The sequence below is a fragment of the Rhodococcus sp. 14-2496-1d genome, from assembly GCF_002259365.1.
Classification (GTDB): domain Bacteria; phylum Actinomycetota; class Actinomycetes; order Mycobacteriales; family Mycobacteriaceae; genus Rhodococcoides.
The window spans coordinates 111,650-134,961 of record NZ_NPFV01000005.1 but is presented as its reverse complement, the minus strand read 5'-3'; the positions used below and the strand labels follow the sequence as shown (position 1 = coordinate 134,961).

Genomic DNA, 23,312 nt, shown 5'->3' with positions numbered 1-23,312 from the left:
GGTGCGCCTACTCTAACCAGCGTGAGCAGAGACCGTCCCGCACCACCGTTGCCCGAGTCCGTCGGCACTCTCGTCGACGCGCACACCCACCTCGATGCGTGTGGGGCGACCGACGCGGCGAGTGTGGCCGCGATCGTGGACAAGGCCGAGTCCGTCGGTGTCACGCGGGTGGTCACGATCGCCGACGACCTCGATGCCGCGCGCTTCGCCGTCGACGCGGCGTCCTGGGATCCGCGGGTGTGGGCCGCGGTGGCGATTCATCCCACCCGCGCGAACGTGCTCGACGACGACGCCAAGGCCGAGATCGAGCGGTTGGCGTCCGATCCTCGCGTGGTGGCGGTCGGGGAGACCGGACTGGACTACTACTGGCCGGGCAAGCTCGACGGGTGCGCCACGGTGGCCGAGCAACACGAGGGATTTCGCTGGCACATCGACCTCGCGAAGCGCCTGGGCAAGCCGTTGATGATTCACAATCGCGAGGCCGACGAGGATTTGCTGGCCGTTCTGACGGCGGAAGGTGCGCCCGAGACGGTGATCTTCCACTGCTTTTCCGGTGGTCCCGAGACCGCCAAGGCCTGCGTCGACGCCGGTTACGTTCTCAGCTTTTCGGGGACCGTCAGTTTCAAGAATGCGCACGCGTTACGGGAGGCCGCGGTTCTGGTACCGGACGAGCTCGTGCTGGTGGAGACCGACGCGCCGTTCCTGACGCCGCATCCGTATCGAGGTGCACCCAACGAGCCGTACTGCCTGCCGTACACCGCGCGGGCTTTGGCCGAGGTTCGCGGCCAGGATCCCGCAGCGCTCGCTGCTCACGCCACTGCCAATGCGGAGCGGGTGTACGGCCTCTAGCTGCCGAAGTTGCGACGTGGGTGCTAATTCGTTACCGTACCGTGACCGAACTCGGGCGTTTCGACGCCGAAGTCACGCTCGCAACCGCCAGGAATACGAAACTTGTCGACTATCAGACGCCTCAACTCCGCCCGCTCGACCACTCTCTACCTGGTCATCGCGGCCCTGTTGATGACGCTCGTCGCCGGCGGTGTGATGGCCGTGAGCCGTCACAAGACCGTGACCATCGACGTCGACGGCGACATGATCTCGCTGAGCACGATGAAAACCGACGTCAGCAGTGCGTTGGCCGACGCCGGTTATGCCCCGTCGGACAAGGATCTGGTCGTTCCCGCTCCCGACTCCGGCCTGAGCGACGGCGACACCGTTGTCCTTCGCCGCGCCCGCGAGATCACACTGAACGTCGACGGCAAGCCCGAGGAGATCTGGACCACCGCACTGACCGTCGAGGAAGCACTGCAGCAGACCGGCCTCGCCGAGGACGTGCACGTCTCCGCCTCGCGCTCGGAGCGACTGCCGCTCGACGGCACCGAGTTGGACGTCGCACTGCCCAAGCAGGTCTCGCTCGTCGACGGCGGAGCCCCCGCCACCCCGATCACCCTGGCCGCACCGACCGTGCGCGAATTCCTCGATGCAGCAGGCGCGCCGCTCGAAGAAGCCGACACCGTCAGCCCCGATCCCGACGCGACCGTGACCGACGGCGCCGAGATCGTCGTCACGCGTGACCGCACCGTCACCAAGACCGAGACCACCGATACCGATGCGCCGGAGCAGCGGATCGAAGATCCGACGATGAACATGAGCCGTACCGTCGTCGAGAACCCCGGTGCCCCGGGCGTCTCCGACATCACCTGGAAGATCAACATGGTCAACGGCGTCGAGGTCGGTCGCGAGAAGGTCGACGAGAAGGTGCAGGTACCCGCGCAGCCGAAGACCGTCCGCGTCGGAGCAAAGCCCGGCACCGAGGTGCCGCCGGTGGAGAACGGTGCGATCTGGGACGCGCTCGCACAGTGCGAGGCAACCGGCAACTGGGCGATCAACACGGGTAACGGCTTCTACGGTGGCGTGCAGTTCGACCAGAACACCTGGGAACGTCAGGGCGGCCTCAAGTACGCACCGCGCGCCGACCTCGCCACCCGCGAAGAGCAGATCGCAATCGCATCGGTGACGCAGAAATCGCAGGGCTGGGGCGCATGGCCCGCCTGCACCTCGCGCCTGGGTTATCGCTGACTGCCTTGGGTCATTCCGCAGGCTCCACTCCTGCCCACGTAGAGTTTCCGCCGTGTCCGAACATGTGAGGGGATCCGCGGCTCTGCTCGGTCCCGCCGAGGTCCGCTCCCTTGCAGCCGAGCTCGACGTGCGGCCCACCAAGCAGCTCGGACAGAACTTCGTGCACGACGCAAACACTGTTCGACGCATCGTCGCCTCCGCAGGCGTCGGCCCTCAGGACACGGTCCTCGAGGTCGGCCCCGGCCTCGGTTCGCTGACTCTGGCGTTGCTCGACGTGGCCGAATCCGTCATCGCCGTCGAGATCGATCCCAAGCTCGCAAACCGCTTGCCCACCACGGTGGCCGACCGAGCCCCGACCCTGGCCGATCGGCTGACGGTGATCGAGGCCGACGCGCTTCGCGTCCGAGCGGCGGACATCGCGGGGGAGCCGACTGCACTGGTGGCCAACCTCCCCTACAACGTCGCCGTTCCCGTGCTGATTCATCTGTTCTCGGAATTGCCGAGCCTCCGTGTCGCGGTGGTGATGGTCCAAGCCGAGGTGGCCGATCGACTCGCCGCGGTACCGGGCAGCAAGATCTACGGCATCCCCAGCGTCAAGGCCAGGTTCTTCGGTGACGTCAAAAGGGCCGGCGCGGTCGGCCGTTCGGTGTTCTGGCCGGTGCCCAAGGTCGAGTCGGGCCTGGTGCGTATCGATCGGTACGCCGAGCCGCCGTGGCCCACCGACACCGCGCATCGCAAGGCCGTCTTCGCGGTGATCGATGCCGCATTCGCGCAGCGACGCAAGACCCTGCGAGCGGCCCTCGCCGGCTGGGCCGGTTCCCCGGTGGCGGCCGAACGCCGGTTGCGTGAGGCCGGAATCGACCCGACGGCGCGAGGCGAAACCATCGACGCCGCAGCCTTCGTCCGCTTGGCCGCCACCGAAGCCTGAGGCCCCTCTACAAGTGGATGTCCGACAGTCGCGTCAGCTCGTTCCACGTCGACGCCTCCGCACGAGCGGCAGCCACCGGTGCATAGCGATCGGCCTCGATCAACACACCCAGCTCCAGGCCGGTCATCGACGCGATGTCGGCCACCGGAACCTGGTACGTCCGGTACGGGCCGAGGGGCGGGGGATCGGTCTCGAGTCGTAACGGCTTGTCGAGGATCGGATCGAGGGACGGCGACTGGTCGAGAACGTATCCGGTGCATGCGGGAGTCGAATCCTGCGACCATGCCGCGATCTTGAAGAACTGCCGCGGAATGGCGACACCGCGGTAGATCGGATCGTCGTCGGCGAAGATGCAACCGCTGAACACCGAGAGCTTTCGGTCGTACTGCTCGGCGTTTCCCAGTACGTAGTCCTCCAGCCCCAGCCACAGCGTCTTCGACTGATTCAGGGTGGCCGTCTGTGGCGCGCACACGGTGCAGTGGAACGTGTCCTCGTTGGCGCGCTCGGCCACCGCACGCTCACCCCACACCGGATCTCGCCTGCGAACCAGATGCCCGCGATCGAGGTCGTTGTTCTTGTACAGCTCGTTGCCCGCCTGCTGCGCAGCCGGTAGCCGATCGTCGAGTCGCCAGTTGTCTCCCCGCCCGACATCCTGCAGGCTCGCGCCGTCGATGTTGACGCCGGTGACCGCGGCGAGGCGTCGGGCAGGGTCGATGGACACCGAGAAGTGCGTGTACGCAAGCACCACCACGTCGGCGCGATCGGGCAACGGAACGTCGATGTCGGCCAGGAATTTCGGGTCGAAACCGAGTGGTGTCGTCATCTGCCCATTGACTCACGGACCGGTTACCGGAGGGTGAACCGCCGCGAGGTATCGCTCGTTCAGCCTCGCGTGCCGCTCGGCCACGATGCGGCATTCCTCGCGCAGTTCCGGTGGATCGAGCACCGTGAAATCGGTGTCGAACGCCGCCAGCCACCGTGCGATCGAGGGCAGCGAATCCCCGGCCAACACCACCGCGCAGGTGCGGTCGTCGATGGATTCGAGTGTGCCCCACTGCTCGTCGATCATCGGCGCGATCGTCTCGATCGGGGCGTGCAACGCGATCCGCGCCTGAACTCTGGCGAACGCACGATCGATTCCCTTCGAGACGAACGACGCCGCGCCGCCCGGCGGCAGCGCCCGGGGCGTGAACCGCGGACCCGTCGGAATCTTCGGAGTCAGACGATCAACCCGATACGACCGCCAATCCTCCCGCAGTACATCCCAACCCAGCAGGTACCAGCGCGCTCCCGCCCGCACCAGGCTGTACGGCTCCACCTCGCGCCTGGACTCGGAACCGTCGTGCTTGCGGTAATCGAACCGCAACCGCTCGTGTCCGTGGCACACCGCTGCCACCGTGGACAGCACCGACGCATCCACCGCCGAACGGGGTGTCTTCTCCACCACGTCGATGCGCAACGCGTCGAGCCGATGCTGGATGCGCGAGGGCATCACCTGCCGCAACTTCGTCAACGCCCGCAACGACGCCTCCCCGATACCCGCGACCGAGCCCCCGGCGGCGGACTGCAACCCGAAGGCCACCGCCAGCGCCTCGTCGTCGTCGAGCAGCAGCGGAGGCATCTCCGCGCCGGGACCGAGCTGGTACCCACCGCCGACACCCGGCGTCGCATTGACCGGATAACCGATGTCGCGCAGCTTGTCCACGTCGCGCCGCAACGTGCGAGGAGTGACGTCGAGTCGCTCTGCCAATTCCGCGCCCGCCCAATCACGACGCGTCTGCAGCAGAGACAACAGCCGCAACAACCGAGCCGATGTTTCCTTCATGGGCCCACGATGCCACCGAATGCGGACATATTCGGTCCGCATCGCCCGATCATCCCCGCCCCCGAAGTCCACTGAATGTGACATCGACCGCCCAAAAGTCCACTGAACGTCACATCGAGTACCCACCGGAGGCCGCCCTGGTGGTGAACTCGGGCGTTGTTTCTCCACTACTGTGGTTACTCGTGCTGTCTGTCGTTCCCACACCCGTCGTCGTTCGGGCCCCGTCGAAGGTGAATCTGCATCTGTCGGTCGGTGACCTGCGTCCCGATGGCTTTCACGAGCTGACGACGGTGTTTCAGGCGCTCTCGCTCTCGGACGAACTGTCGGTGATTCCGGCCAAGACGCTCTCGGTTCGGGTGCGCGGTGACGACGCGAGGGTGGTTCCCACCGATTCGCGGAATCTGGTGTGGAAGGCCGCCGAGTTGCTGGGGCGTCGGGTCGGGCGAGAGCCGTCGGTGGAGATCACCATCGACAAGGGAATTCCGGTGGCCGGTGGGATGGCAGGCGGAAGTGCCGACGCTGCCGCGACCCTGGTGGCACTGAACGCGATGTGGCATCTCGATCTCTCGCGTGACGAGCTCGACGAGGTGGCGGCTCAACTCGGGAGCGACGTGCCCTTCTCGTTGCACGGCGGGACCGCGGTCGGAACCGGTCGCGGGGAGAAGCTGCTTCCGGTGCTCTCGCGCAACAGTTTTCACTGGGTGCTGGCGTTGGCGAAGGGCGGTCTGCAAACGCCTGCCGTGTACAACGAACTCGACGAGTTGCGGGCCAAGGGCGATCCGCCTCGCCTCGGCGGCACCGAGGATCTGATGCATGCGCTGGCGTCCGGCGATGCGCGCGCGCTCGCGCCGTTGCTCGGCAACGACCTGCAGGCCGCTGCGGTCTCGCTGATGCCGCAGTTGCGTCGCACACTGCGTGCGGGAGTCACCGCCGGGGCATTGGCGGGCATCGTGTCCGGCTCGGGCCCCACCTGCGCGTTTCTGTGCGCCGACGCCGACGCGGCGGTGTCGGTGAGCGCTGAATTGTCCGGTGCCGGTGTGTGCCGCACCGTCCGTGTTGCGAGTGGACCGGTTCCCGGTGCTCGTGTTGTCACTAGTGAATCGATTGGTTTTTCCTGATGGTCAATCTCGTCAATCTCGAAAACGTCAGCAAGTCCTTCGGCGTCAAGCCACTGCTCGACGGCGTCTCGCTCGGCGTGCAGGAGGGCGAACGCATCGGCATGGTCGGTCTCAACGGCGGCGGTAAGACCACCACCCTCGAGGTTCTCGCCGGCATCGAACCGCCCGATTCGGGACGTGTCAGCCGGGTCAACGGCCTGCGCATGGCTGTCGTCACCCAGCGCGGCGTGTTGCCTCCGGGGTCGACCGTCGGCCAGGTGGTCCTCGACCCACTCGGAATGGCCGAGCACGAGTGGGCGGGTGACTCTCGGGTGCGAAACATCTTGACCGGCATCGGTATTGCCGACCTCGGGCCTGCGGGGAGTTCGGGACTCGACGCGTCGATCGACAACCTCTCGGGCGGCGAGCGTCGACGAGTTGCGTTGGCAGCGGCTCTGGTTCAGGATCTCGATCTGCTGGTGCTCGACGAGCCGACCAACCACCTCGACGTCGAGGGCGTGCAGTGGTTGGCCGCGCACCTGGTCAGCCGTCGCAGTGCGCTGGTGGTCGTCACCCACGATCGCTGGTTCCTCGACACGGTCGCCAATCGCACATGGGAAGTGGTCGGCGGCGGCGTCGAGGCCTACGAGGGCGGCTACAACGACTGGGTGTTCGCGCGCGCCGAGCGGTCCCGTCAGGCCGACGCGTCCGAGGAGCGTCGACGCAACCTCGCGCGCAAGGAGTTGGCGTGGCTGCGCCGCGGTGCCCCGGCTCGTACCTCCAAGCCGAAGTACCGCATCGAGGCGGCCGAGGCTCTGATCGCCGACGTTCCGGCTCCGCGTGACTCCGTCGCGTTGTCCTCGTTCGCTCAGCGTCGTCTCGGCAAGGTCGTCATCGAACTCGAGGACGCGCGCCTGGAGACTCCCGACGGCCGAGAACTGGTGAAGGACTTCACCTGGCGTCTGGCTCCCGGTGAGCGAGTCGGCCTGGTCGGCGTCAACGGTTCGGGCAAGACCACGATGCTCCGCACGCTCGCTGGTGAACTGCAGCCTGCTGCGGGTAAGCGAATCCAGGGCCAGACGGTCAAGATCGGTTGGCTCAAGCAGGAATTGGACGACCTACCCAAGAAGCTGCGTGTTCTCGATGCGGTCAAGGAAGTGGCCGAGCGGATCACGTTGGGTGACCGTGAGATCTCGGCCGGGCAGCTCGCGGAGCGGCTCGGCTTCACCCCGGCGCGTCAGCGCACCCCCGTCGGAGATCTCTCCGGCGGTGAGCGTCGTCGGCTCCAGCTGACGCGCGTGTTGATGGCCGAGCCGAACGTGCTGTTGCTCGACGAGCCCACCAACGATCTCGACATCGACACCCTGCAGCAGCTCGAGGACATCCTCGACGGCTGGGCGGGCACCCTCGTCGTCATCAGTCACGATCGGTACCTGATCGAGCGCATCTGTGATTCCACCTGGGCACTGTTCGGCGACGGCAAGCTCACCAATCTGCCCGGCGGGATCGACGAGTACTTGCGTCGCCGGTCGGTTCTCGCGGCCGAGGCAACTCCGGATTCGTTGACCACCGGCGCGGCGCCGAAGAAGGCGACCCGGGATGCGGCGTCCGAGCGCGCGGCCCGTAAGGAACTGAGCAAGCTCGAAAAGCTCGTCCTTCGACTCTCCAAGCGTGAGGTCGAGTTGCATGCCGAACTCGTCGACGCGTCCACCGAGCAGGGCAAGCTCGTCGCCCTCGACTCCGAGCTCAAGCAGGTCCTCGCGGACAAGGATGTCGCCGAGGAACGCTGGATGGAGTTGGCCGCCGAGCTGGAGTAGAGCCTGCGGCACGTGAACGGTAATTCGTAATCTGCTACGAAGTTTCGCTCACCTGCGCGCAGCGCATACTGGAGTCATGACATCGGTCGTCGCGGAAGTACTCGGTTCGGACTTCGCCCGTCTGCATCCCAAGGTTCAGTGGCGCTTCGGATTGCAGTCCTCGGACCATCTCGCCCAGTTCGGGGTGGGCGTGATGGAGGAGATGACGCACTCTCGGCTCGTGCCGCCGCCGTTGCTGTGGGCCGGCCGCAAGCGTGGACTCTTTCCCGCGGGTGTGGGCAAGGACGTGCCGTTCACCATCGCCAACTATGCGTATGTCGACGAACTGGGCCGCGAGACAATGTCTTTCGTGCGGCGTTTCGCTTTCGCCGGTCGCCCGCAGGGAATGAACTCGGTGATGGTGTCCTCCGCCGAGTCCGACGCGTATGCCTTGGACTACCTGGGTTTCTCGTCGGACATGGTGGTGCACACCAGGTGTGAGGTCGACGCCGATGGTGGACTTGTGCTCGAGAGCGAGGTTCCGCGATTCGTGCTCGGCCCTCTTGCGCCGAAGTTGCCGAAGCCGGCGTCGGCGGTGACGATCGGTCGCGAGTGGTGGGATGCGGCCGAGGAACGGCATCGCATCGAGATCGAGGTGAAGAGCCCGGTGCTCGGGCAGCTGTTTCTCTATCGTGGATGGTTCACTGCCGAGGAGCGGCCGTGTCCTCCCTCCGACATTCCCGCTGACGCGCGTCCACGGTCGGTCGAGTCTCGCGAATAGCGCTACTGTTACGCGTCGAACGATGTGCGTGTGAAGGAGTCAACAGTGGCCGTTGTCGAAGCCGAGACCGTGGGCGGAGTGGGGCATATCGTCCTGAACCGGCCGGAGGCTCTGAACTCGTTGAACGGTGCGATGATCGACGGGATCCGCGCCGCACTCGATGCGTGGCGAGACGACGATGAGGTCACTTCTGTTCTCGTGACGAGCAGTTCACCTCGGGCGTTCTGCGCCGGCGGTGACATCAAGGCGATTCGGCAGGCCGTCGTCGACGGTGACCACGAGGCGGGCCCGGCGTACTTCGCGGCGGAGTACGACCTCGACGAGGTGATTGCCGGCTACCCCAAGCCGTACGTCGCCGTCATCGAAGCGGCGGCTTTCGGTGGTGGCCTGGGAATTTCGATTCACGGCAGCGTCCGCATCGTCACCGAGAACGCCGTGTTGGCGATGCCGGAGACGGCGATCGGTTTCGTGCCGGATGTGGGGTCGAGCTACTTTCTCTCGCGCCTGCCGGGCCATGCCGGACGGTACCTGGCGCTGACGGGAACTCGTATCACCGGAACCGATGCGCTCGCACTGGGATTGGCGACGCATTTCTGCCCGAGTGAGGTCGTGTCCGATCTGAAGGCGGACATTCTCGCAGGCATGGATCTTGACGAGGTGTTGGATCGATACACCACTGCGCCGTCGACCACCGAACTGTCGTTCGACGCGGAGGCGGTGGCCGCAGTGTTCGAGAGGAGCTCACTCGTCGACATCATCGATGCGCTGGTGTGCGACACGCCCTGGTCGCGAACGACGAAGACTCAGTTGGCGACGCTGTCGCCCACGTCCCTGATGGCAACCGACGCGCTGATCACACGGGGGGCCGACAGCACGTTGCGTGGATGTCTCGATCGGGAGTTGCGGATGGCGACGTGGATCATCACCGAACCGGACTTCGCCGAGGGTGTTCGTGCAGTGCTGGTCGACAAGGACCGAGCGCCGCAATGGAAGCCTCTGGTACTCGAGATGGTGCGACCAGAGGCATTCCAGCAGCTGTTGTGACCGGCAGGGGTCAGCGGTAGCCCTTGGCGGGGTTCTGCAGGTCCAGCACGATGGTCTGGCCGTTGGAGCGAACGTGGATCTCGGGGTTCTGCAGGCCACCCGAGACGAGGTATTCGCCGAGGAGCTGGAGCAGCTCGTCGGGACCGACGGAGGTGTCGGGGGTGCGGATGTCGCCGGTGCGGCTGCCGAGCTCGTTCTGGGTCAGGCGGCCTGCGATGCGTACCGAGGCGACGCCCATGGCGGTACGACGGTCCGGTCCCTGGCCGCGACCGAGCGACGGCGAGGAGCTGGAGCCGTGAGACGTGGAGCGGCCGTTGGTGGGCAGGCCGTGTTCTGAGATCTGATCGCTTGTAGTCACTTCAACCTCGTTCGATTCCGTGGCGGGCTTCTCTGGACGACGTCGATCCGCGCGGGGGGTCGTTGAATCCGTGACGGACGACGTTGCTGGTGCAGGCGTTGTTGCGGACGCCTTATCGGTGGACGTGGCCACTGCCTCCGAATTCTCGGTGGTAGAGGTCTCGGCCGCCTTCTCGGCGGGCGCTGCCGCCGAAGAATCGGTGCGGCCACCGGCGGGTGAAGTGGAGTCGGACTTCGGCGGCGTCGCCAAACGATGCGCAGGAACGCCACCGACCTTGATCCCGGCCAATGGGTAGTTCGATCCCTTAGTCATGTCGTTTTCCACTTCATCGTGATCCCAGGTGGTTCCGCGCCGAGATGTCACGATCGGGCATCGATCAGGACGGGCTACTCGGCGTCGAGCACGCAGAAACGTACTCGAAGTTTGTTCGGACACGCTGAGAGTATCATCACGATTGTTTACGACGCCATTTTTTGACCGAAGTTCTTGTTCTGAACTCTGAACCACACGGCAAAACCCCAGGCCACGAACGCGGCATACACCAGGTAGAGAACCGCGGAGGGATAGAACCCGGCGACGATCAGCAGCGGAACGCCCACGATGTCCACCGCGATCCAGATCAGCCAGAACTCGGTGAGTCCACGCGCCATTCCGAAGGTCGCCAGCATGGATCCGGTGAAGATCCACGCGTCGGCCCACTTGCCGAACGAGCCGAGGTAGCCGAACAGTTGCGCGAACAGCACCGTGCCGACGATCGCGACGACGATCATCGCGGTCCGCTCCCGCGCCGTGCCCCACCGCGGTAGAACCGCTGCCCCCGACCGTTTGGAGTCCCGCAGCCAACGCATCAACCCGTAGACGCTCACCGCGATGAACATCAGTTGTCGCCCGGCCTGGCCGTACAGATCGAGAGCCTGCGGAGTGTGGAACACGCCGCCGAGGAAGACAGTGAACAGCAGCGCATTGCCGATGATCCCCACCGGCCACGCCCATACGACGCGCCGCATCCCGCCGATCGCCGAGAGCAAGCCGAAACCGTTGCCGACCACCTCACGCCACAGAATCGGGTGCCCCAGTACGGAGAACTCTGCGTCGAGCAGATCGATCAGCACGCCGGTGCTACTGATCACCCGCGGCGACGAGTGGTTCGAGAGTCAGCTCGGGCATCTCCTTCTGGATGTACTGCAGACGCCACTTGTCGCTCACCAGTGCCAGCAGCGCACCGTCGGTGCGGGTGAAGACCTCGACACCGCGCTGGCGACCCAACTCGACGGCCGAGGCCGCGTCGGTGCGTCGGGCAAGGGAGTATCCGAGCGGTTCCATTCGGGCGTCGACGCCGAACTCGGTCTTCATTCGTGCGGTGACCACCTCGAACTGCATGGGTCCGACGGCGGCGAGCACGGGGGAGGCGTCGCCGCGAATGTCGTTGCGCAGCACCTGAACCACGCCTTCGGAGTCGAGTTGCTCGACGGCCCGGCGGAATTTCTTGTACTTGTCGGCGCTGTCGACCCGCAGTGCCGAGAAGTGCTCGGGCGCGAACGACGGAATGGGCGGGAACTCGACCTTCTTGTCGGTGTAGAGCGTGTGCCCGGGGGCGAGTGCGGTCGCGTTGACGAGGCCGACGATGTCTCCCGGATAGGCGTTCTCGACGGTCGTACGATCGCGACCGAACACCGTCAACGCGTACTTGGTGGTGAACGGCTTCTTGGTTTGCGAGTGGGTGACGACCATGCCGCGCTCGAACACTCCGGAGACCACGCGCATGAACGCCAGGCGGTCGCGGTGCGCGGTGTCCATGCCTGCCTGCACCTTGAACACGACGGCGCTGAACGGATCGGTGACCTCGCGTACCCCGCCCGAGACGTCGTCGCGCGCGCCGGGGGCGGGTGCCAGAGCGACGAGGGTGTCGAGAATCTGCCGGACGCCGAAGTTGAGCATCGCGGAGCCGAAGATCACCGGCGACGTCTGACCGGCCAGGAACATCTCCTGATCGTGCTGCTGACCGCTCGAGATCAGCAGATCACTTTCCTCGACGGCGGTGTCCCAGTCGACGCCCTCACGTTCGGCGGCGGCCTCGGCCGTCATGAATTCCTCGGGCGCGATGGTCGCACCACCGGCAGTACGGGTGAACCGGATGTAGCTGCCGTCCTGTACGTCGAGCAGGCCGCGGAAGTCGCCGGCGATTCCGACGGGCCAGTAGAGAGGCGTCGGAGTCAGGCCGATCCGCGACTCGATCTCGTCGAGCAGCTCGAGCGGCGACTGGCCCGGGCGGTCCCACTTGTTGATGACGGTGATGACCGGGATGCCGAACTGGCGGCACACCTGGAACAGCTTGAGGGTCTGCGGCTCCAGACCCTTGGCGGCGTCGATCAGCATCACGGCCGCGTCGACGGCGGTGAGCACGCGGTAGGTGTCCTCGGAGAAGTCGGCGTGGCCGGGGGTGTCGACGAGGTTGATGACGTTGGTGATCTCCGCGTCGGGGGAGGTCTGGTAATTGAACTGCAGCGCAGTCGAACTCACCGAGATACCACGGGCCTTCTCCATCTCCATCCAGTCGGAGACGGTGGAGCGGCGGCCGGCTTTGCCGTGGATGGCTCCGGCCTCGGAGATGACGCGCGCATGCAGGGCGAGGGCCTCGGTGAGCGTCGACTTGCCGGCGTCGGGGTGCGAGATCACCGCGAATGTTCGACGCCTCGCGACCTCGGTCTCGAGCTCTGTGGCCCGGCTGCGGGTGGTTCCGGACTCGTCGAGCGCTGCCGGTCCGGACCCGTCGATCGTGGCGTCGACGTCGGGGGTACTGGACGGGGTGCTCACGAAAACCTCATTCTCCTAGCAAGGGCGGCACCGAATCGGGCGCCGGGGCAGAAATCAAGGATACGCGGCCTGTTGCACCCTTCGGTCGGGGCGGGACTGCCTACTGTGGACGGTGGGCCGGGATTCCCTCACGAGGAGACGCGCGTTGAGCAAGTTCACCGAAGAGATGTTCGAGACCGCGAGCACCAGCAAGCACGGTCTGATCACCGGCGAGCCCGACGAGGCATTGCGACAGTCCTGGGGTGAAATCCACGAGCAGGCGCGTCGGATGGCCGGTGCGTTGGCCGACGCAGGCGTCGAACACGGGGATGCGATCGGCATCCTGGCCGGTCAGCCGGTCGACATCGCTCCGGCGTGCCAGGCGACCTGGATGCGCGGGGGATCGGTGACGATGCTGCATCAGCCCACACCGCGGACCGACCTCGCCGTCTGGGGTGAGGACACCGAGACCGTCGTGCGGATGATCGAGGCCAAGGCCGTGATCCTCGGGGCTCCGTTCGACATCGCCGCACCCGTGCTCGAAGAGCGCGGCATCACCGTGCTGAAGATCGAGGACATGAAGACCGGTCGCGACATCGATCCGGTGCCCACGTCCGAGTCCGATATCGCGTTGCAGCAGCTCACCTCCGGATCGACCGGTTCGCCGAAGGCCGTACGGATCACGCACGAGAACTTCTACGTCAATGCCTACGCGATGATCGACCGCATCGAATTCGATGTCGAAACCGATGTGATGGTCAGTTGGCTGCCGCTGTTCCACGACATGGGCATGGTGGGCTTCCTGTCGGTGCCCATGCAGGTCGGTGCCGAGGTCGTCAGTATCACTCCGCTGGACTTTCTGCGCTCGCCGCTGTTGTGGGCCAAGCTGATTCACAAGTACCGCGGAACCGTCACGGCAGCACCCAATTTCGCCTATTCGCTGCTGGCGCGGCGGCTCGGTCAGGCGGAGGACGACCTGGATCTCGACCTGTCGACTCTGCGCTACGCCTGGAACGGAGCCGAGCCGGTCGATCCGGACACCATGATCGCGCTCGCCGAGGCCGGAGCCCGGTACAAGCTGAACCCGCTCGCTCTGGCTCCGGTATACGGAATGGCAGAAACGACTCTGGCAGTGTCGATTCCGGATCCCGATCAGGGGCAGGTGATCGACGTGGTCGACGCGGATCTGCTCGAGACCCTCGGTCGCGCCGTCCCGTCCACACGCGGCAACACCCGATCGCTGGCGACGCTCGGCAAGTTCGTTCCGGGGTTGGAGGGCCGTGTGGTGGACAAGGAGGGGCAGGTGCTCACCGCACGGGGCGTCGGCATCATCGAGGTGCGAGGCAAGGCCGTCACGCCCGGATACATCACCGTCGACGGCCCGGTGTCGACGCTCGACGCGGACGGCTGGCTCGACACCGGCGACGTCGGCTACATCACCGAGGACGAACTGGTGGTCGTCTGCGGGCGAATCAAGGACGTCATCATCATGGGTGGTCGCAACATCTATCCCACCGACATCGAACGGGCCGCGGGCACCGTCGCCGGTGTGCGGCCGGGCAATGCCGTGGCCATTCGGCTCGATGCCGGTGACAAACGCGAAAGTTTCGCGGTGGCTGTGGAAACCAACGACATCGACAAGCCGGACGAGGTCAGGCGCATCGAACGTGAAGTGATCCATGCGGTGCATTCGGAGGTCGGAGTGCGGCCGCGAACCGTCGCGGTGTTGGGGCCGGGCAGCATCCCGAAGACATCGAGCGGCAAACTGCGGCGGGCGAATTCGGCGTCGCTGCTGAACTGAACCTGCAGGAGACCTCACGCCGTTTTTGCGGGGTGCGCGCGTGCGTCAGGAAGCGAGAACGGGCGCGCACCTCAGAACAGGGGTGTGAGGTTCAGCGCGGGTGCACCGTGTTCTGTGCGGCCTCGAGTCCGGCCGAGAGCAGGAGCTCGGCGGCGTCGGCTGCTTCCTCGACCACGACGCCGAGGTCCTTGCGCTCGGCAGCGGAGAACGGCTTGAGCACGAACGAAGCCGGATCCATCCGTCCCGGTGGTCGCCCGACGCCGACGCGCACCCGCAGATAGTCCTTGGTGCTCAGGTGCTGCGAGATCGAGCGGAGGCCGTTGTGGCCACCTTCGCCGCCGCCGAGTTTGAGTCGTAGAGCACCGAAGTCGATGTCCAACTCGTCGTGCACCACGACGATGTTCGCAGGCTCGATCGAGAAGAAGCGCGCCAACGCAGCCACTGGTTGGCCCGAGAGATTCATGAAGGTGCGCGGCTTGGCGATGACCACCGAGCGACTGCCGAGACGGGCCTGCACGATGTCGGAGTTGGACTTCTTGTGCGAGGAGAACGCGGAACCGATGCGTCCGGCCAGGGCGTCGGCCACCATGAATCCCACGTTGTGACGGGTCTTTTCGTACTGCGGGCCGGGATTGCCGAGGCCGACGATCAGGGCCGGCGCTGCGGGATCAACACTCACGGTCGTCATTGTCTCATCAGGCCTTCGAAACGAACGACGCGCTGCTCCCGAGGGAAGCAGCGCGCCGTCGAGCGTGCAGGTGGAGAATCAGCTCTCGTCGGAGCTGTCCTCGTCCGAGGACTCGGCTTCTTCCTGAGTCTCGGCTTCGCCCTCTTCGGAGATGGGCTCGGTGCCTTCGCCGTCGGCCTCGAGGTCTTCCTCGGACGGAGCCTCGACGACGTTCACGAGCAGCGTCTCGCCGTCGGACACCAGCGTGACGCCGGACGGAAGGTCGAGGTCGGCTGCGGTGATCTGAGTACCGATCTGAGCCTCTTCGACGGAGACTACGAAGTTCTCCGGGATCTCCAGTGCGTCGGCCTCGATCTCGACCGCGGTCGAGTCGGTGGTGACCAGGGTGCCCGGTGCGGCGTCGCCCTCGACGATGATGTTGACCTCGACGGTGACGCGCTCGCCCTTCTTCAGGACGAGGAGGTCGGCGTGCTCGATGCTGCGACGGATCGGGTGCACGACGATCGACTTGGTCAGCGCCAGCTGCGACTTGCCGTCGATGTCGAGGGTCAGCACGGCGTTGGTGCCGTCGTTACGCAGCACGGCTGCGAACGCGCGAGCGTCCAGCGCGAGGTGCTGGGGGTCGGTGGCGTGTCCGTACAGAACGGCGGGAACGAGGCCGTCGCGACGGGTGCGGCGGGCGGCTCCCTTGCCGAATTCGGTGCGGACCTGTGCGGTGAGGTTGTTTACCTTCGATGCCATGGTGCTGGATACTCCTGATAACTGTGGTTCGTGCGGCGTACTTCGTCGGGCGGTCAAGCTCGTCGGGGCGGACACGAACGAGCGCGGCCAACGGGGCCGAGCCGCGTCGATAACGGTGGATCCTGGGAATCTGGATCTACCCTCGCCGAGACAACCTGGGAAACAATACACGATGCCGCGCAGTGGCTTGGCTATGCGCCCCCTGGGGCACCTGTCCGCACCACTGCGAGCGCAGCGAGCAGATCGAACGCGATGCCCCGCGCGACCACGATCGCGTCATCGCGAGCTCCCGCTGTGCCCATCACCACCGCGCCCTCGTGCAGTACCGACAGTCGGGTTCCGAGCTGCTCGGCATCGGGGTAACCGGCTTCGGTGGCCAAATGCGCGAACAACGATCTCGTCCATTCCTTCTCGGACTCGATGATCGCGAGCACCGGGCTGCCGGTACCGCCGAACTCCGCGAAGGCGTTGACGAATCCGCAGCCGCGATGGTTGTCGCGCATCCACAGATCGAGGGCGTCGTACACCCCGAGGATGCGCGCGTCGCCGGATTCGAGGGATTCGACGTACCGGGTCACGTGATCGCACCACAGGCCGTATCGGCGGGTGAGGTACCGCTGCACCAGGCCGTCCTTGGAGCCGAAACGGTCGTACAGCGTCTTCTTCGTGGTGCCGGCCTCCTCCGCGATGAGGTCGACTCCGACGGCGCGAATCCCGCGGGCGTAGAACAGGTCGCTGGCGACGGTCAGGATGCGTTCTCCGGCGGGGGTGAGCGGCTTGTTGAGCATGGTTGCCTTTCGAAAGCGCTGGTGAGCGGCGGGTGCACTGCAAGTATACAGACCTGTATGTTTACATCGCTCCATGAGATCGAGAGTCGACGTCATTGCAGGTACAGCACTGGTGGTGCTGTGGAGTTCGGGCTTCATCGGAGCAGAGCTCGGAACCGCCGAAGCGCCGGCCCACACGCTTCTGGCCTGGCGGTATCTCGCCGCGGCGGCGTTGCTGATCGCGTGGTGCCGGTTCCGGAAACTGGCCCCCACCTGGCATGCCATCCGAATCCATGCCGTCCTGGGCCTGTTCTGCCAGTTCCTCTACCTCGGTGCGACCATCACCGGCATCGGGATGGGCGTGCCACCCGGCGTCGCCGCCTTGATCGCCGCGTTGCAGCCACTGGTGGTCGCGACGGCGTCGAGCAGGATCTTCGGCGAACGCGTGGGAGGACGGCAGATTCTGGGACTCGTCGTCGGGATCGCGGGTGTCTCGCTGGTGGTGGTCGGAGACCTGTCCGGTGCCGACCTCTTCTGGCCGGTCTACCTGCTACCGGCTGCCGGAATGCTGGCACTGTCGGTGGGCACGATCGGCCAACGCGTGCTGGCACCGAAGGAGCCGATCGCGCTGGCGATGGCGATTCAATGTTCCATCAGCGCAGTCGGATTCATGACGTGGAGTGCTCTGGCCGGGGATGTCGCGCCGCCGATGACGACCGGCTTTGTCGCCGCCGTGGCCTGGACGGTGGTGCTCTCCACCTTCGGGGCATACGGCGCGTACCTGTTCGTGGTGCGTCGCAACGGTCCGACGCGCGCCAGCGTGCTGCTCTACCTGACACCGCCGACGACCATGCTGTGGGCCTTGCTGATGTTCGGCGACGAGATCACCTGGCTCGGGCTCGGCGGACTCGTGGTCTCCGCAATCGGCGTGGCTGCCTACCTCCGCGGAACCCATGTGAGCGACGGTTCGACGGGTCGTTCCGCCGGCTCCACTCCTGCCGACCCTGCTACGAAGTGTCACTCACCTGCGAGCGCAGCGAGCATCGCGTCCAGTTCGGCGAACGCGACGAAATAATGCGGAGATGCACGCACGACGGCGTCGAGCCCCCGGCCCGTCATGTCCAGACGCGTGGAACCGCGATGGCTGACGGTGACCGTCACGTTTCGTTCGGCCAGTCGGTCACGCACTGCCACGGGATCCTCGCCGTCGACGGTGAAGGATACGATGCCGCTCTTGCGGTCGCCGAGGTCGCGCACGGTCACCCCGGGAACCTTCCGAAGCCCCGAGCGGAGGTAGTCGGCACGTTCGACGACGGCGTCTTCGACTCGGTCGATACCGAGTTCGAGCAGGTAGTCGACGGCAGCACCGAGCGCGAGCCTGGCCGCGACGTCGCATTCCCAGAATTCGAATCGCGTGGCGTCGTCTGCCATCCGGTAGGTCCGTCCATCGGTCCACTCTGCGCTGTGCAGGTCCAGGGCCGGCGGATGCAGCGTCGACGCCAATCCCGGACGCAGGTAGAGGAAGCCCGTTCCGCGTGGGCCGCGCAACCATTTGCGGCCGGTGGCCGAGAGGGCGTCGACTCCCAACTCCTCGACGTCCAGGCGGAGCTGCCCGATGGACTGGCAGGCGTCGAGCAGGACCAGTGCACCGTGCTGGTGGGCGAGATCGGCCACGGCACGGGCGGGATTGATCAGGCCGCCGTTCGTGGGGGCGTGCACCACCGAGATCAGTTTCACGCGGTCGTCGAGCATCGATTCCAGCGCGTCCAGATCGATGCGTCCCGATGCGTCGCTCGGCATGACCTCGACGGTCGCTCCGGTGACTTCGGCGCGGTGGAGGGCGGAGATGGCATTGCTGGCGTACTCGGCCTCGCACAGCAGGATTCGGTCGCCGGCCGAGAGTGGCACCGAGTAGAAGAAGTCCGTCCAGGCCCGCGTCGCGGAATCGCTCAGTGCAATGCTCGACGCCTGCGCGCCGATCAATGTTGCAATCGAGGTCTTGACCGCGGCGAGGTCGTCGAGTCGTTCGTTCGCGGCCCGGTAGCCGCCGATCTCCGCTTCGCGGCGTAGATGCGCGATCGCGGTGTCGAGGACGACGGTCGGGGGCAACGAGGATCCGGCGCTGTCGAGAAACACGCGGCCCGACGCACCTGGGGTGTCGCGTCGAATGCGGTCGTGATCGAGCATCGGTCGTCCTTTCGGTTGCGAACTCTCGGGCACCAGAGTTCCACAATCGGTAGCCTCGACCGGACGAGGGATCGCGGCGTTTTCGATCCTCGCAGCTGGGTACGTTCTCCGAGCGGAGAACGTGTTGAGTGCGGAAAGAAGGAATGAGTGTCGTCCAACGAGAAGTCTCTCGGGCTGAGCTCGCGCCCGGCAGCAGAGGCATACGTGTCGAAGGTGTGTTTCAAGCTGGGGCCACCGGCACTCGTCGGTGCCGAACTCGAGTGGCTCACCGCCCTCGACGACGGAACCCGTCCGACCCTCTCGGCTCTGGCCGATGCGCTCGGTGTTCACTCCCCGCGCAGTATCGATCCCGAATCACCCGCCTTGTCGTTGCCGGGCGGAAGCATCGTCACCGTCGAACCCGGCGGTCAGGTCGAATTGTCCAGTTCGCCTTATGTATCCGTTTCTCGACTCGCACCGATGCTCGACGCCGATGCCCAGCGGCTGCGGAACATCCTCGGTGATGCCGGCATCGACATGGCGTCCGTTCCGGCCGATACCGCTCGGGCACCGGAACGCCTCCTCGTCCTCCCGCGGTACTGCGCGATGGAGAATCGGTTCACCACCATCGGCCCCTTCGGGAAGTTGATGATGTGCAACACCGCTGCGGCTCAGGTGAGCGTCGACGCCGGACGTGATCGCGCCGAGGTCGCCGCGCGCTGGCACATGCTCCACGTCATCGGTCCTGCCTTCGTGTCCGCGTTCGCCCGCTCTCCTGAACTCGCCGGAGCACCTGCCGGGGACTGGGCATCGCAGCGGATGCGAACCTGGCTCGAACTCGACTCCAGCAGAACCGATTCCAGCAGAACTGCGGTTCCGAACACCGGTGACCCGATTGCCGACTACGCACGCTGGGCACTCGACGTTCCATTGCTCTGCATCCAGGGCGTCACGCAGAACTGGGAAGCACCTGCCGGCACCACGTTCGCTCAGTGGATGGACGATCCCGGCATCGTCGGACGCGCGCCGACCTACAGTGACCTCGATTATCACCTGACCACCCTGTTCCCCAAGGTGCGCGCCTGTGGGCACTTCGAGATTCGCTATCTCGACGCGCAGGCCGACGGTCAGTGGGTGGTTCCGGCCGCAGCGTTCGAGGCGCTGCTGTCCACGCCCGAACTGGTGGCCCGCGCCACCGAGATCGGCGGCGGAACGGCGGGACGGTGGCTCGACGCGGCCCGGCTCGGGTTGGCCGACGACGACCTCCGCGCGGCGGCAACCGAATTGCTCCAACTCGCCGCGGAGGTCGGAGGCGAGTACTCCGAGTTGCTGTCGGCGGCATCTCGCCGGTGCGGTGCGGGCGAGCCCCCCAGTGAATTCGACACGGCGACACGGGAATTTCGGACTCGAAAGGAATCGGTGTGAGCGCCGAACAACTCAGGAACAGAATCGAAACGGTCCTCACTCGCAGTCGTGCCCGCAGCGGCGCACTCACCGACTGTGTGGACGAGACCGAACTGATGGCGCAGCATTCGCCGTTGATGAGCCCGCTGGTGTGGGATCTCGCGCACATCGGTAGTCAAGAGGAACTCTGGCTCGTACGCGACGTCGGTGGCCGCGATCCCGTCCGTCCGGACATCGACGAGCTGTACGACGCGTTCAAGCACTCGCGGTCTTCGCGTACGTCGCTTCCCTTGCTCACCCCGGACGAGGCGCGCGTCTACGTCCGGACCGTGCGCGACAAGGCCTGGGATGTGCTCGATCACAGCACTTTCGAGGGTCGACCGGTCGAGAAGCACGGTTTCGCGTTCGGCATGATCGCCCAGCACGAACAGCAGCACGACGAGACCATGCTCGCGACCCATCAATTGCGTTCGGGGCCCGCGGTTCTCACGGCTCCTGCGCCACCGGCCTCGGTGGTGCCGGTGTCGGGTGAGGCCGTCATCGCGGGTGGCCCGTTCTCGATGGGTACCTCGCTCGACCCGTGGGCACTGGACAACGAGCGACCGGCTCACTCGGTGCACGTACCCACCTTCGCCATCGACCGGGCACCGATCACCAACGCGCAGTTCATGGACTTCATCGCCGACGGCGGTTACCGACGCCGCGAATTGTGGACCGAGAAGGGTTGGCAGCATCGCGTCGACGCGAACCTGACCGCGCCACAGTTCTGGGAGTCCGACTCCGACGGAACGTGGTGGCGTCGCAGTTTCGGGGTGTCCAAGAAGGTTCGCCCGCAGCAGCCCGTGGTGCACGTGTGCTGGTTCGAGGCCGACGCCTACGCCCGCTGGGCAGGCAAGCGACTGCCGACGGAGGCCGAGTGGGAGAAGGCCGCGCGTTTCGACGCCGACACTCGCACCAGTAACGCGTACCCGTGGGGCGATGCCGAACCCACTGCAGCACATGCCAATCTGAATCAGCGGCATCTGGAACCGGCGGACGTCGGCGCGTATCCCGACGGTGCCTCCTCGGCAGGTGTGCATCACCTCATCGGTGACGTATGGGAGTGGACTTCCTCGGATTTCGAGCCGTACCCCGGATTCGAGGCGTTTCCGTACGCCGAGTACTCCGAGGTGTTTCTTCGTGGCGACTACAAGGTGTTGCGCGGCGGCTCGTTCGGCACCGACGAGGTGGCATGTCGGGGCACGTTCCGCAACTGGGATCACCCGATCCGACGCCAGATCTTCAGCGGATTCCGGTTGGCCCGCGACGTCGAGCCCAGCTGAATGTGCCGACATCTCGGGTATCTCGGCCCTCTCACGTCGGTCGGGGGAGTGCTCACCGGCGGCGATCACAGTTTGCGGGTGCAGTCGTATGCCCCCGACGACATGCGCGGCGGGGGCACCATCAATGCCGACGGCTTCGGGGTCGCATGGTGGCAGGCCGGTTCGGTTCGCAGCTACCGCAACGCCATGCCGATCTGGACCGACCCCGCGGTCGACGATGTTCTGCCGCAGCTCGATTCGACGTCGGTGATCGCCGCCGTGCGATCGGCAACGGTGGGAATGCCGGTGGAGCGATCGGCCTGCGCACCGTTCACCGACGGCCGTTGGGCATTCAGTCACAACGGAGTGGTCCGCGGCTGGCCCCACTCACTGACCGACCTGTGGTCCGAGGTGCCGCCCGAAGATGCACTCACGTTGCCGGCTCCGACCGACGCGGCCGCAGTCTGGATCGTTCTGCGGCAGTTGCTCGCAACCCTCGAACCGCCGGCAGCGCTTGCCGCATTGGTTCGGCGTATCGAGGCGCGCGCACCGGGGTCCAGGCTCAACTTTCTCCTCGGCGACGGGGAGAATTTGTACGCCACCGCAGTGCATCACGCCCTGTCCGTCCGCAGTTCCGTTGACGCCGTCACGATCGCGTCCGAACCCACCGACGACAATTCCGACTGGACGCCCGTCGACGACCGCAGTCTCGTCGTTGCCACGGCGTCCGAGTTGACCGTTTCCCGTCTCGACGAAGAGGAGCACACATGAGCACTGTCGAGGTACACCTCGCCGACACGGCACTGGTGGACGAATTGCGTAAGGACGTGCGAGACGGGTTGACGTCCACGCCGAAGTGGCTCTCGCCCAAATACTTCTACGACGCCGTGGGCAGCGAGCTGTTCGAGCGGATCACCGAGCTGCCCGAGTACTTTCCGACCCGCACCGAACGTGCCCTGCTCGAAGAGCATGCCCTCGACATCGCCGAGGCGACCGAATCCACCATGTTGATCGAGCTCGGGTCGGGCTCGTCGGAGAAGACGAAGATCCTGCTCGCTGCAGGGGCCAAGCACGGTTCGTTGAAGACCTATGTGCCGCAGGATGTGTCGGTCACGGCGCTCGAGGGAGCCATCGAGCAGATCGCCCAGGAGTTTCCCGCTCTCGAGGTGCACGGCATCGTCAGCGACTTCACCGATACTCTGCACAATCTGCCCGGTGGGGGCGCGCGCACCATCGCGTTTCTCGGTGGCACCCTGGGCAACCTCATCCCCGAGGAGCGCGAGGACTTTCTGAAGGCGATCGCAGGCGCGCTCGATCCAGGGGAGCACTTGCTCCTCGGCGTCGGACTGGTCATCGACCCGGACGTGCTGGTTCCGGCGTACGACGACGCGGCGGGGGTGACGGCGCAGTTCAATCGAAACGTGCTGTCGGTGATCAACTCTCGCCTGGGTGGCACTTTCGATCCCGATGCGTTCGAGCACGTCGCGCTGTGGAACGCCGAGCAGGAGTGGATCGAGATGCGACTGCGGGCCACATCGACGCAGGAGGTGTATGTCGCCGATCTCGATCTGCACGTGCATTTCGAGGCGGGCGAGGAATTGCGCACCGAGATCTCGGCGAAGTTCCGACCGGACGGCATCACCGCAGAACTGGCTGCAGCGGGATTCGGCGTCGAGCATCTGTGGTCCGACTCCGAATCCCGGTTCGCGCTCATTCTGGCGGGTCGAGTGTGAACGAGCCCTC

23 protein-coding genes are annotated in these 23,312 nt (G+C 65.8%); 14 read left to right on the top strand and 9 right to left on the bottom strand.

The window, feature by feature from the left end; translation table 11 throughout:
* Nucleotides 1-21 precede the first annotated feature (21 nt).
* The 3 genes from CH296_RS02790 to rsmA all read left to right on the top strand — a co-directional run bounded on the left by CH296_RS02790 (nucleotide 22) and on the right by rsmA (nucleotide 3,007).
* A complete protein-coding gene (locus CH296_RS02790) occupies nucleotides 22-849 on the top strand; it encodes a TatD family hydrolase (RefSeq protein ID WP_094645629.1) in 828 nt (275 codons plus the stop codon).
* A 102-nt stretch (nucleotides 850-951) separates the two neighbouring features.
* Nucleotides 952-2,079 carry a resuscitation-promoting factor gene (locus CH296_RS02785; protein WP_094645628.1) on the top strand — a complete coding sequence of 376 codons (1,128 nt, stop codon included), beginning with the start codon at nucleotides 952-954 and terminating at the stop codon, nucleotides 2,077-2,079.
* A 52-nt stretch (nucleotides 2,080-2,131) separates the two neighbouring features.
* On the top strand, nucleotides 2,132-3,007 hold the full coding sequence (gene rsmA / locus CH296_RS02780) for a 16S rRNA (adenine(1518)-N(6)/adenine(1519)-N(6))-dimethyltransferase RsmA (protein WP_094631242.1): 876 nt from the start codon (nucleotides 2,132-2,134) through the stop codon (nucleotides 3,005-3,007).
* A gap of 7 nt (nucleotides 3,008-3,014) precedes the next feature.
* Here rsmA and CH296_RS02775 read toward each other — a convergent pair whose 3' ends face one another.
* Both CH296_RS02775 and CH296_RS02770 read right to left on the bottom strand, forming a co-directional pair.
* A complete protein-coding gene (locus tag CH296_RS02775; RefSeq protein ID WP_094683973.1) occupies nucleotides 3,015-3,830 on the bottom strand; it encodes a DNA/RNA non-specific endonuclease in 816 nt (271 codons plus the stop codon).
* A gap of 12 nt (nucleotides 3,831-3,842) precedes the next feature.
* Nucleotides 3,843-4,832 carry a YafY family protein gene (locus tag CH296_RS02770; protein WP_032395717.1) on the bottom strand — a complete coding sequence of 330 codons (990 nt, stop codon included), beginning with the start codon at nucleotides 4,830-4,832 and terminating at the stop codon, nucleotides 3,843-3,845.
* A 182-nt stretch (nucleotides 4,833-5,014) separates the two neighbouring features.
* On the opposite strand from CH296_RS02770, the gene CH296_RS02765 reads away from it, so the two are divergent.
* The 4 genes from CH296_RS02765 to CH296_RS02750 all read left to right on the top strand — a co-directional run bounded on the left by CH296_RS02765 (nucleotide 5,015) and on the right by CH296_RS02750 (nucleotide 9,550).
* Nucleotides 5,015-5,950 carry a 4-(cytidine 5'-diphospho)-2-C-methyl-D-erythritol kinase gene (locus CH296_RS02765; RefSeq protein WP_032396229.1) on the top strand — a complete coding sequence of 312 codons (936 nt, stop codon included), beginning with the start codon at nucleotides 5,015-5,017 and terminating at the stop codon, nucleotides 5,948-5,950.
* Complete coding sequence (locus CH296_RS02760) at nucleotides 5,950-7,746, top strand: ABC-F family ATP-binding cassette domain-containing protein (protein WP_094683972.1); 1,797 nt, start codon at nucleotides 5,950-5,952, stop codon at nucleotides 7,744-7,746. Before CH296_RS02765 ends, CH296_RS02760 begins: the two co-directional genes overlap by 1 nt.
* Before the next feature lie 76 nt (nucleotides 7,747-7,822).
* Nucleotides 7,823-8,506, top strand: a complete 684-nt coding sequence (locus tag CH296_RS02755) for a DUF4166 domain-containing protein (protein WP_094683971.1) — start codon at nucleotides 7,823-7,825, stop codon at nucleotides 8,504-8,506.
* A 45-nt stretch (nucleotides 8,507-8,551) separates the two neighbouring features.
* Complete coding sequence (locus tag CH296_RS02750) at nucleotides 8,552-9,550, top strand: enoyl-CoA hydratase/isomerase family protein (protein ID WP_094683970.1); 999 nt, start codon at nucleotides 8,552-8,554, stop codon at nucleotides 9,548-9,550.
* A gap of 10 nt (nucleotides 9,551-9,560) precedes the next feature.
* Here CH296_RS02750 and CH296_RS29415 read toward each other — a convergent pair whose 3' ends face one another.
* A complete protein-coding gene (locus tag CH296_RS29415; protein ID WP_230596808.1) occupies nucleotides 9,561-9,908 on the bottom strand; it encodes a hypothetical protein in 348 nt (115 codons plus the stop codon).
* Nucleotides 9,909-9,978: 70 nt separating this feature from the next.
* On the opposite strand from CH296_RS29415, the gene CH296_RS29410 reads away from it, so the two are divergent.
* Nucleotides 9,979-10,203 carry a hypothetical protein gene (locus CH296_RS29410; protein WP_230596806.1) on the top strand — a complete coding sequence of 75 codons (225 nt, stop codon included), beginning with the start codon at nucleotides 9,979-9,981 and terminating at the stop codon, nucleotides 10,201-10,203.
* Between the two features lie 163 nt (nucleotides 10,204-10,366).
* On the opposite strand, the gene pnuC is transcribed toward CH296_RS29410, so the two are convergent.
* Both pnuC and CH296_RS02735 read right to left on the bottom strand, forming a co-directional pair.
* Nucleotides 10,367-11,020, bottom strand: coding sequence for a nicotinamide riboside transporter PnuC (pnuC, locus tag CH296_RS02740; RefSeq protein ID WP_032396227.1), 654 nt, complete (start codon nucleotides 11,018-11,020; stop codon nucleotides 10,367-10,369).
* A 7-nt stretch (nucleotides 11,021-11,027) separates the two neighbouring features.
* Nucleotides 11,028-12,722, bottom strand: a complete 1,695-nt coding sequence (locus CH296_RS02735; RefSeq protein ID WP_094645623.1) for a peptide chain release factor 3 — start codon at nucleotides 12,720-12,722, stop codon at nucleotides 11,028-11,030.
* A gap of 145 nt (nucleotides 12,723-12,867) precedes the next feature.
* On the opposite strand from CH296_RS02735, the gene CH296_RS02730 reads away from it, so the two are divergent.
* Nucleotides 12,868-14,502: a fatty acyl-AMP ligase gene (locus CH296_RS02730; protein WP_094645622.1), complete on the top strand. Its 1,635-nt coding sequence runs from the start codon at nucleotides 12,868-12,870 to the stop codon at nucleotides 14,500-14,502.
* A 91-nt stretch (nucleotides 14,503-14,593) separates the two neighbouring features.
* Here CH296_RS02730 and pth read toward each other — a convergent pair whose 3' ends face one another.
* The 3 genes from pth to CH296_RS02715 form a co-directional block, all read right to left on the bottom strand.
* Complete coding sequence (gene pth, locus CH296_RS02725) at nucleotides 14,594-15,181, bottom strand: aminoacyl-tRNA hydrolase (RefSeq protein WP_230596804.1); 588 nt, start codon at nucleotides 15,179-15,181, stop codon at nucleotides 14,594-14,596.
* 87 nt (nucleotides 15,182-15,268) lie between these two features.
* Complete coding sequence (locus tag CH296_RS02720; RefSeq protein ID WP_094683969.1) at nucleotides 15,269-15,931, bottom strand: 50S ribosomal protein L25/general stress protein Ctc; 663 nt, start codon at nucleotides 15,929-15,931, stop codon at nucleotides 15,269-15,271.
* Between the two features lie 191 nt (nucleotides 15,932-16,122).
* On the bottom strand, nucleotides 16,123-16,719 hold the full coding sequence (locus CH296_RS02715; RefSeq protein ID WP_094683968.1) for a TetR/AcrR family transcriptional regulator: 597 nt from the start codon (nucleotides 16,717-16,719) through the stop codon (nucleotides 16,123-16,125).
* A 73-nt stretch (nucleotides 16,720-16,792) separates the two neighbouring features.
* Between CH296_RS02715 and CH296_RS02710 the strand changes: the two genes are divergently transcribed.
* Nucleotides 16,793-17,773 (top strand): DMT family transporter, encoded by a 981-nt coding sequence (locus CH296_RS02710; RefSeq protein WP_094683967.1) that lies wholly within the window; start codon nucleotides 16,793-16,795, stop codon nucleotides 17,771-17,773.
* On the opposite strand, the gene CH296_RS02705 is transcribed toward CH296_RS02710, so the two are convergent.
* Nucleotides 17,716-18,885 carry an aminotransferase class V-fold PLP-dependent enzyme gene (locus tag CH296_RS02705; RefSeq protein ID WP_094683966.1) on the bottom strand — a complete coding sequence of 390 codons (1,170 nt, stop codon included), beginning with the start codon at nucleotides 18,883-18,885 and terminating at the stop codon, nucleotides 17,716-17,718. The genes CH296_RS02710 and CH296_RS02705 overlap by 58 nt on opposite strands.
* Before the next feature lie 147 nt (nucleotides 18,886-19,032).
* Here CH296_RS02705 and egtA point away from each other — a divergent pair, with 147 nt between their 5' ends.
* From egtA to egtD, 4 genes are read left to right on the top strand one after another with little or no spacing between them, the layout of a single operon-like run.
* Nucleotides 19,033-20,289, top strand: a complete 1,257-nt coding sequence (gene egtA, locus CH296_RS02700; protein WP_094683965.1) for an ergothioneine biosynthesis glutamate--cysteine ligase EgtA — start codon at nucleotides 19,033-19,035, stop codon at nucleotides 20,287-20,289.
* Nucleotides 20,286-21,590, top strand: a complete 1,305-nt coding sequence (egtB, locus tag CH296_RS02695; RefSeq protein ID WP_179275460.1) for an ergothioneine biosynthesis protein EgtB — start codon at nucleotides 20,286-20,288, stop codon at nucleotides 21,588-21,590. The genes egtA and egtB overlap by 4 nt, the downstream gene beginning before the upstream one ends.
* Nucleotides 21,591-22,340 (top strand): ergothioneine biosynthesis protein EgtC, encoded by a 750-nt coding sequence (egtC, locus tag CH296_RS02690; protein WP_094683964.1) that lies wholly within the window; start codon nucleotides 21,591-21,593, stop codon nucleotides 22,338-22,340.
* A complete protein-coding gene (gene egtD, locus CH296_RS02685) occupies nucleotides 22,337-23,302 on the top strand; it encodes an L-histidine N(alpha)-methyltransferase (protein ID WP_094631254.1) in 966 nt (321 codons plus the stop codon). The genes egtC and egtD overlap by 4 nt, the downstream gene beginning before the upstream one ends.
* Nucleotides 23,303-23,312 lie beyond the last annotated feature (10 nt).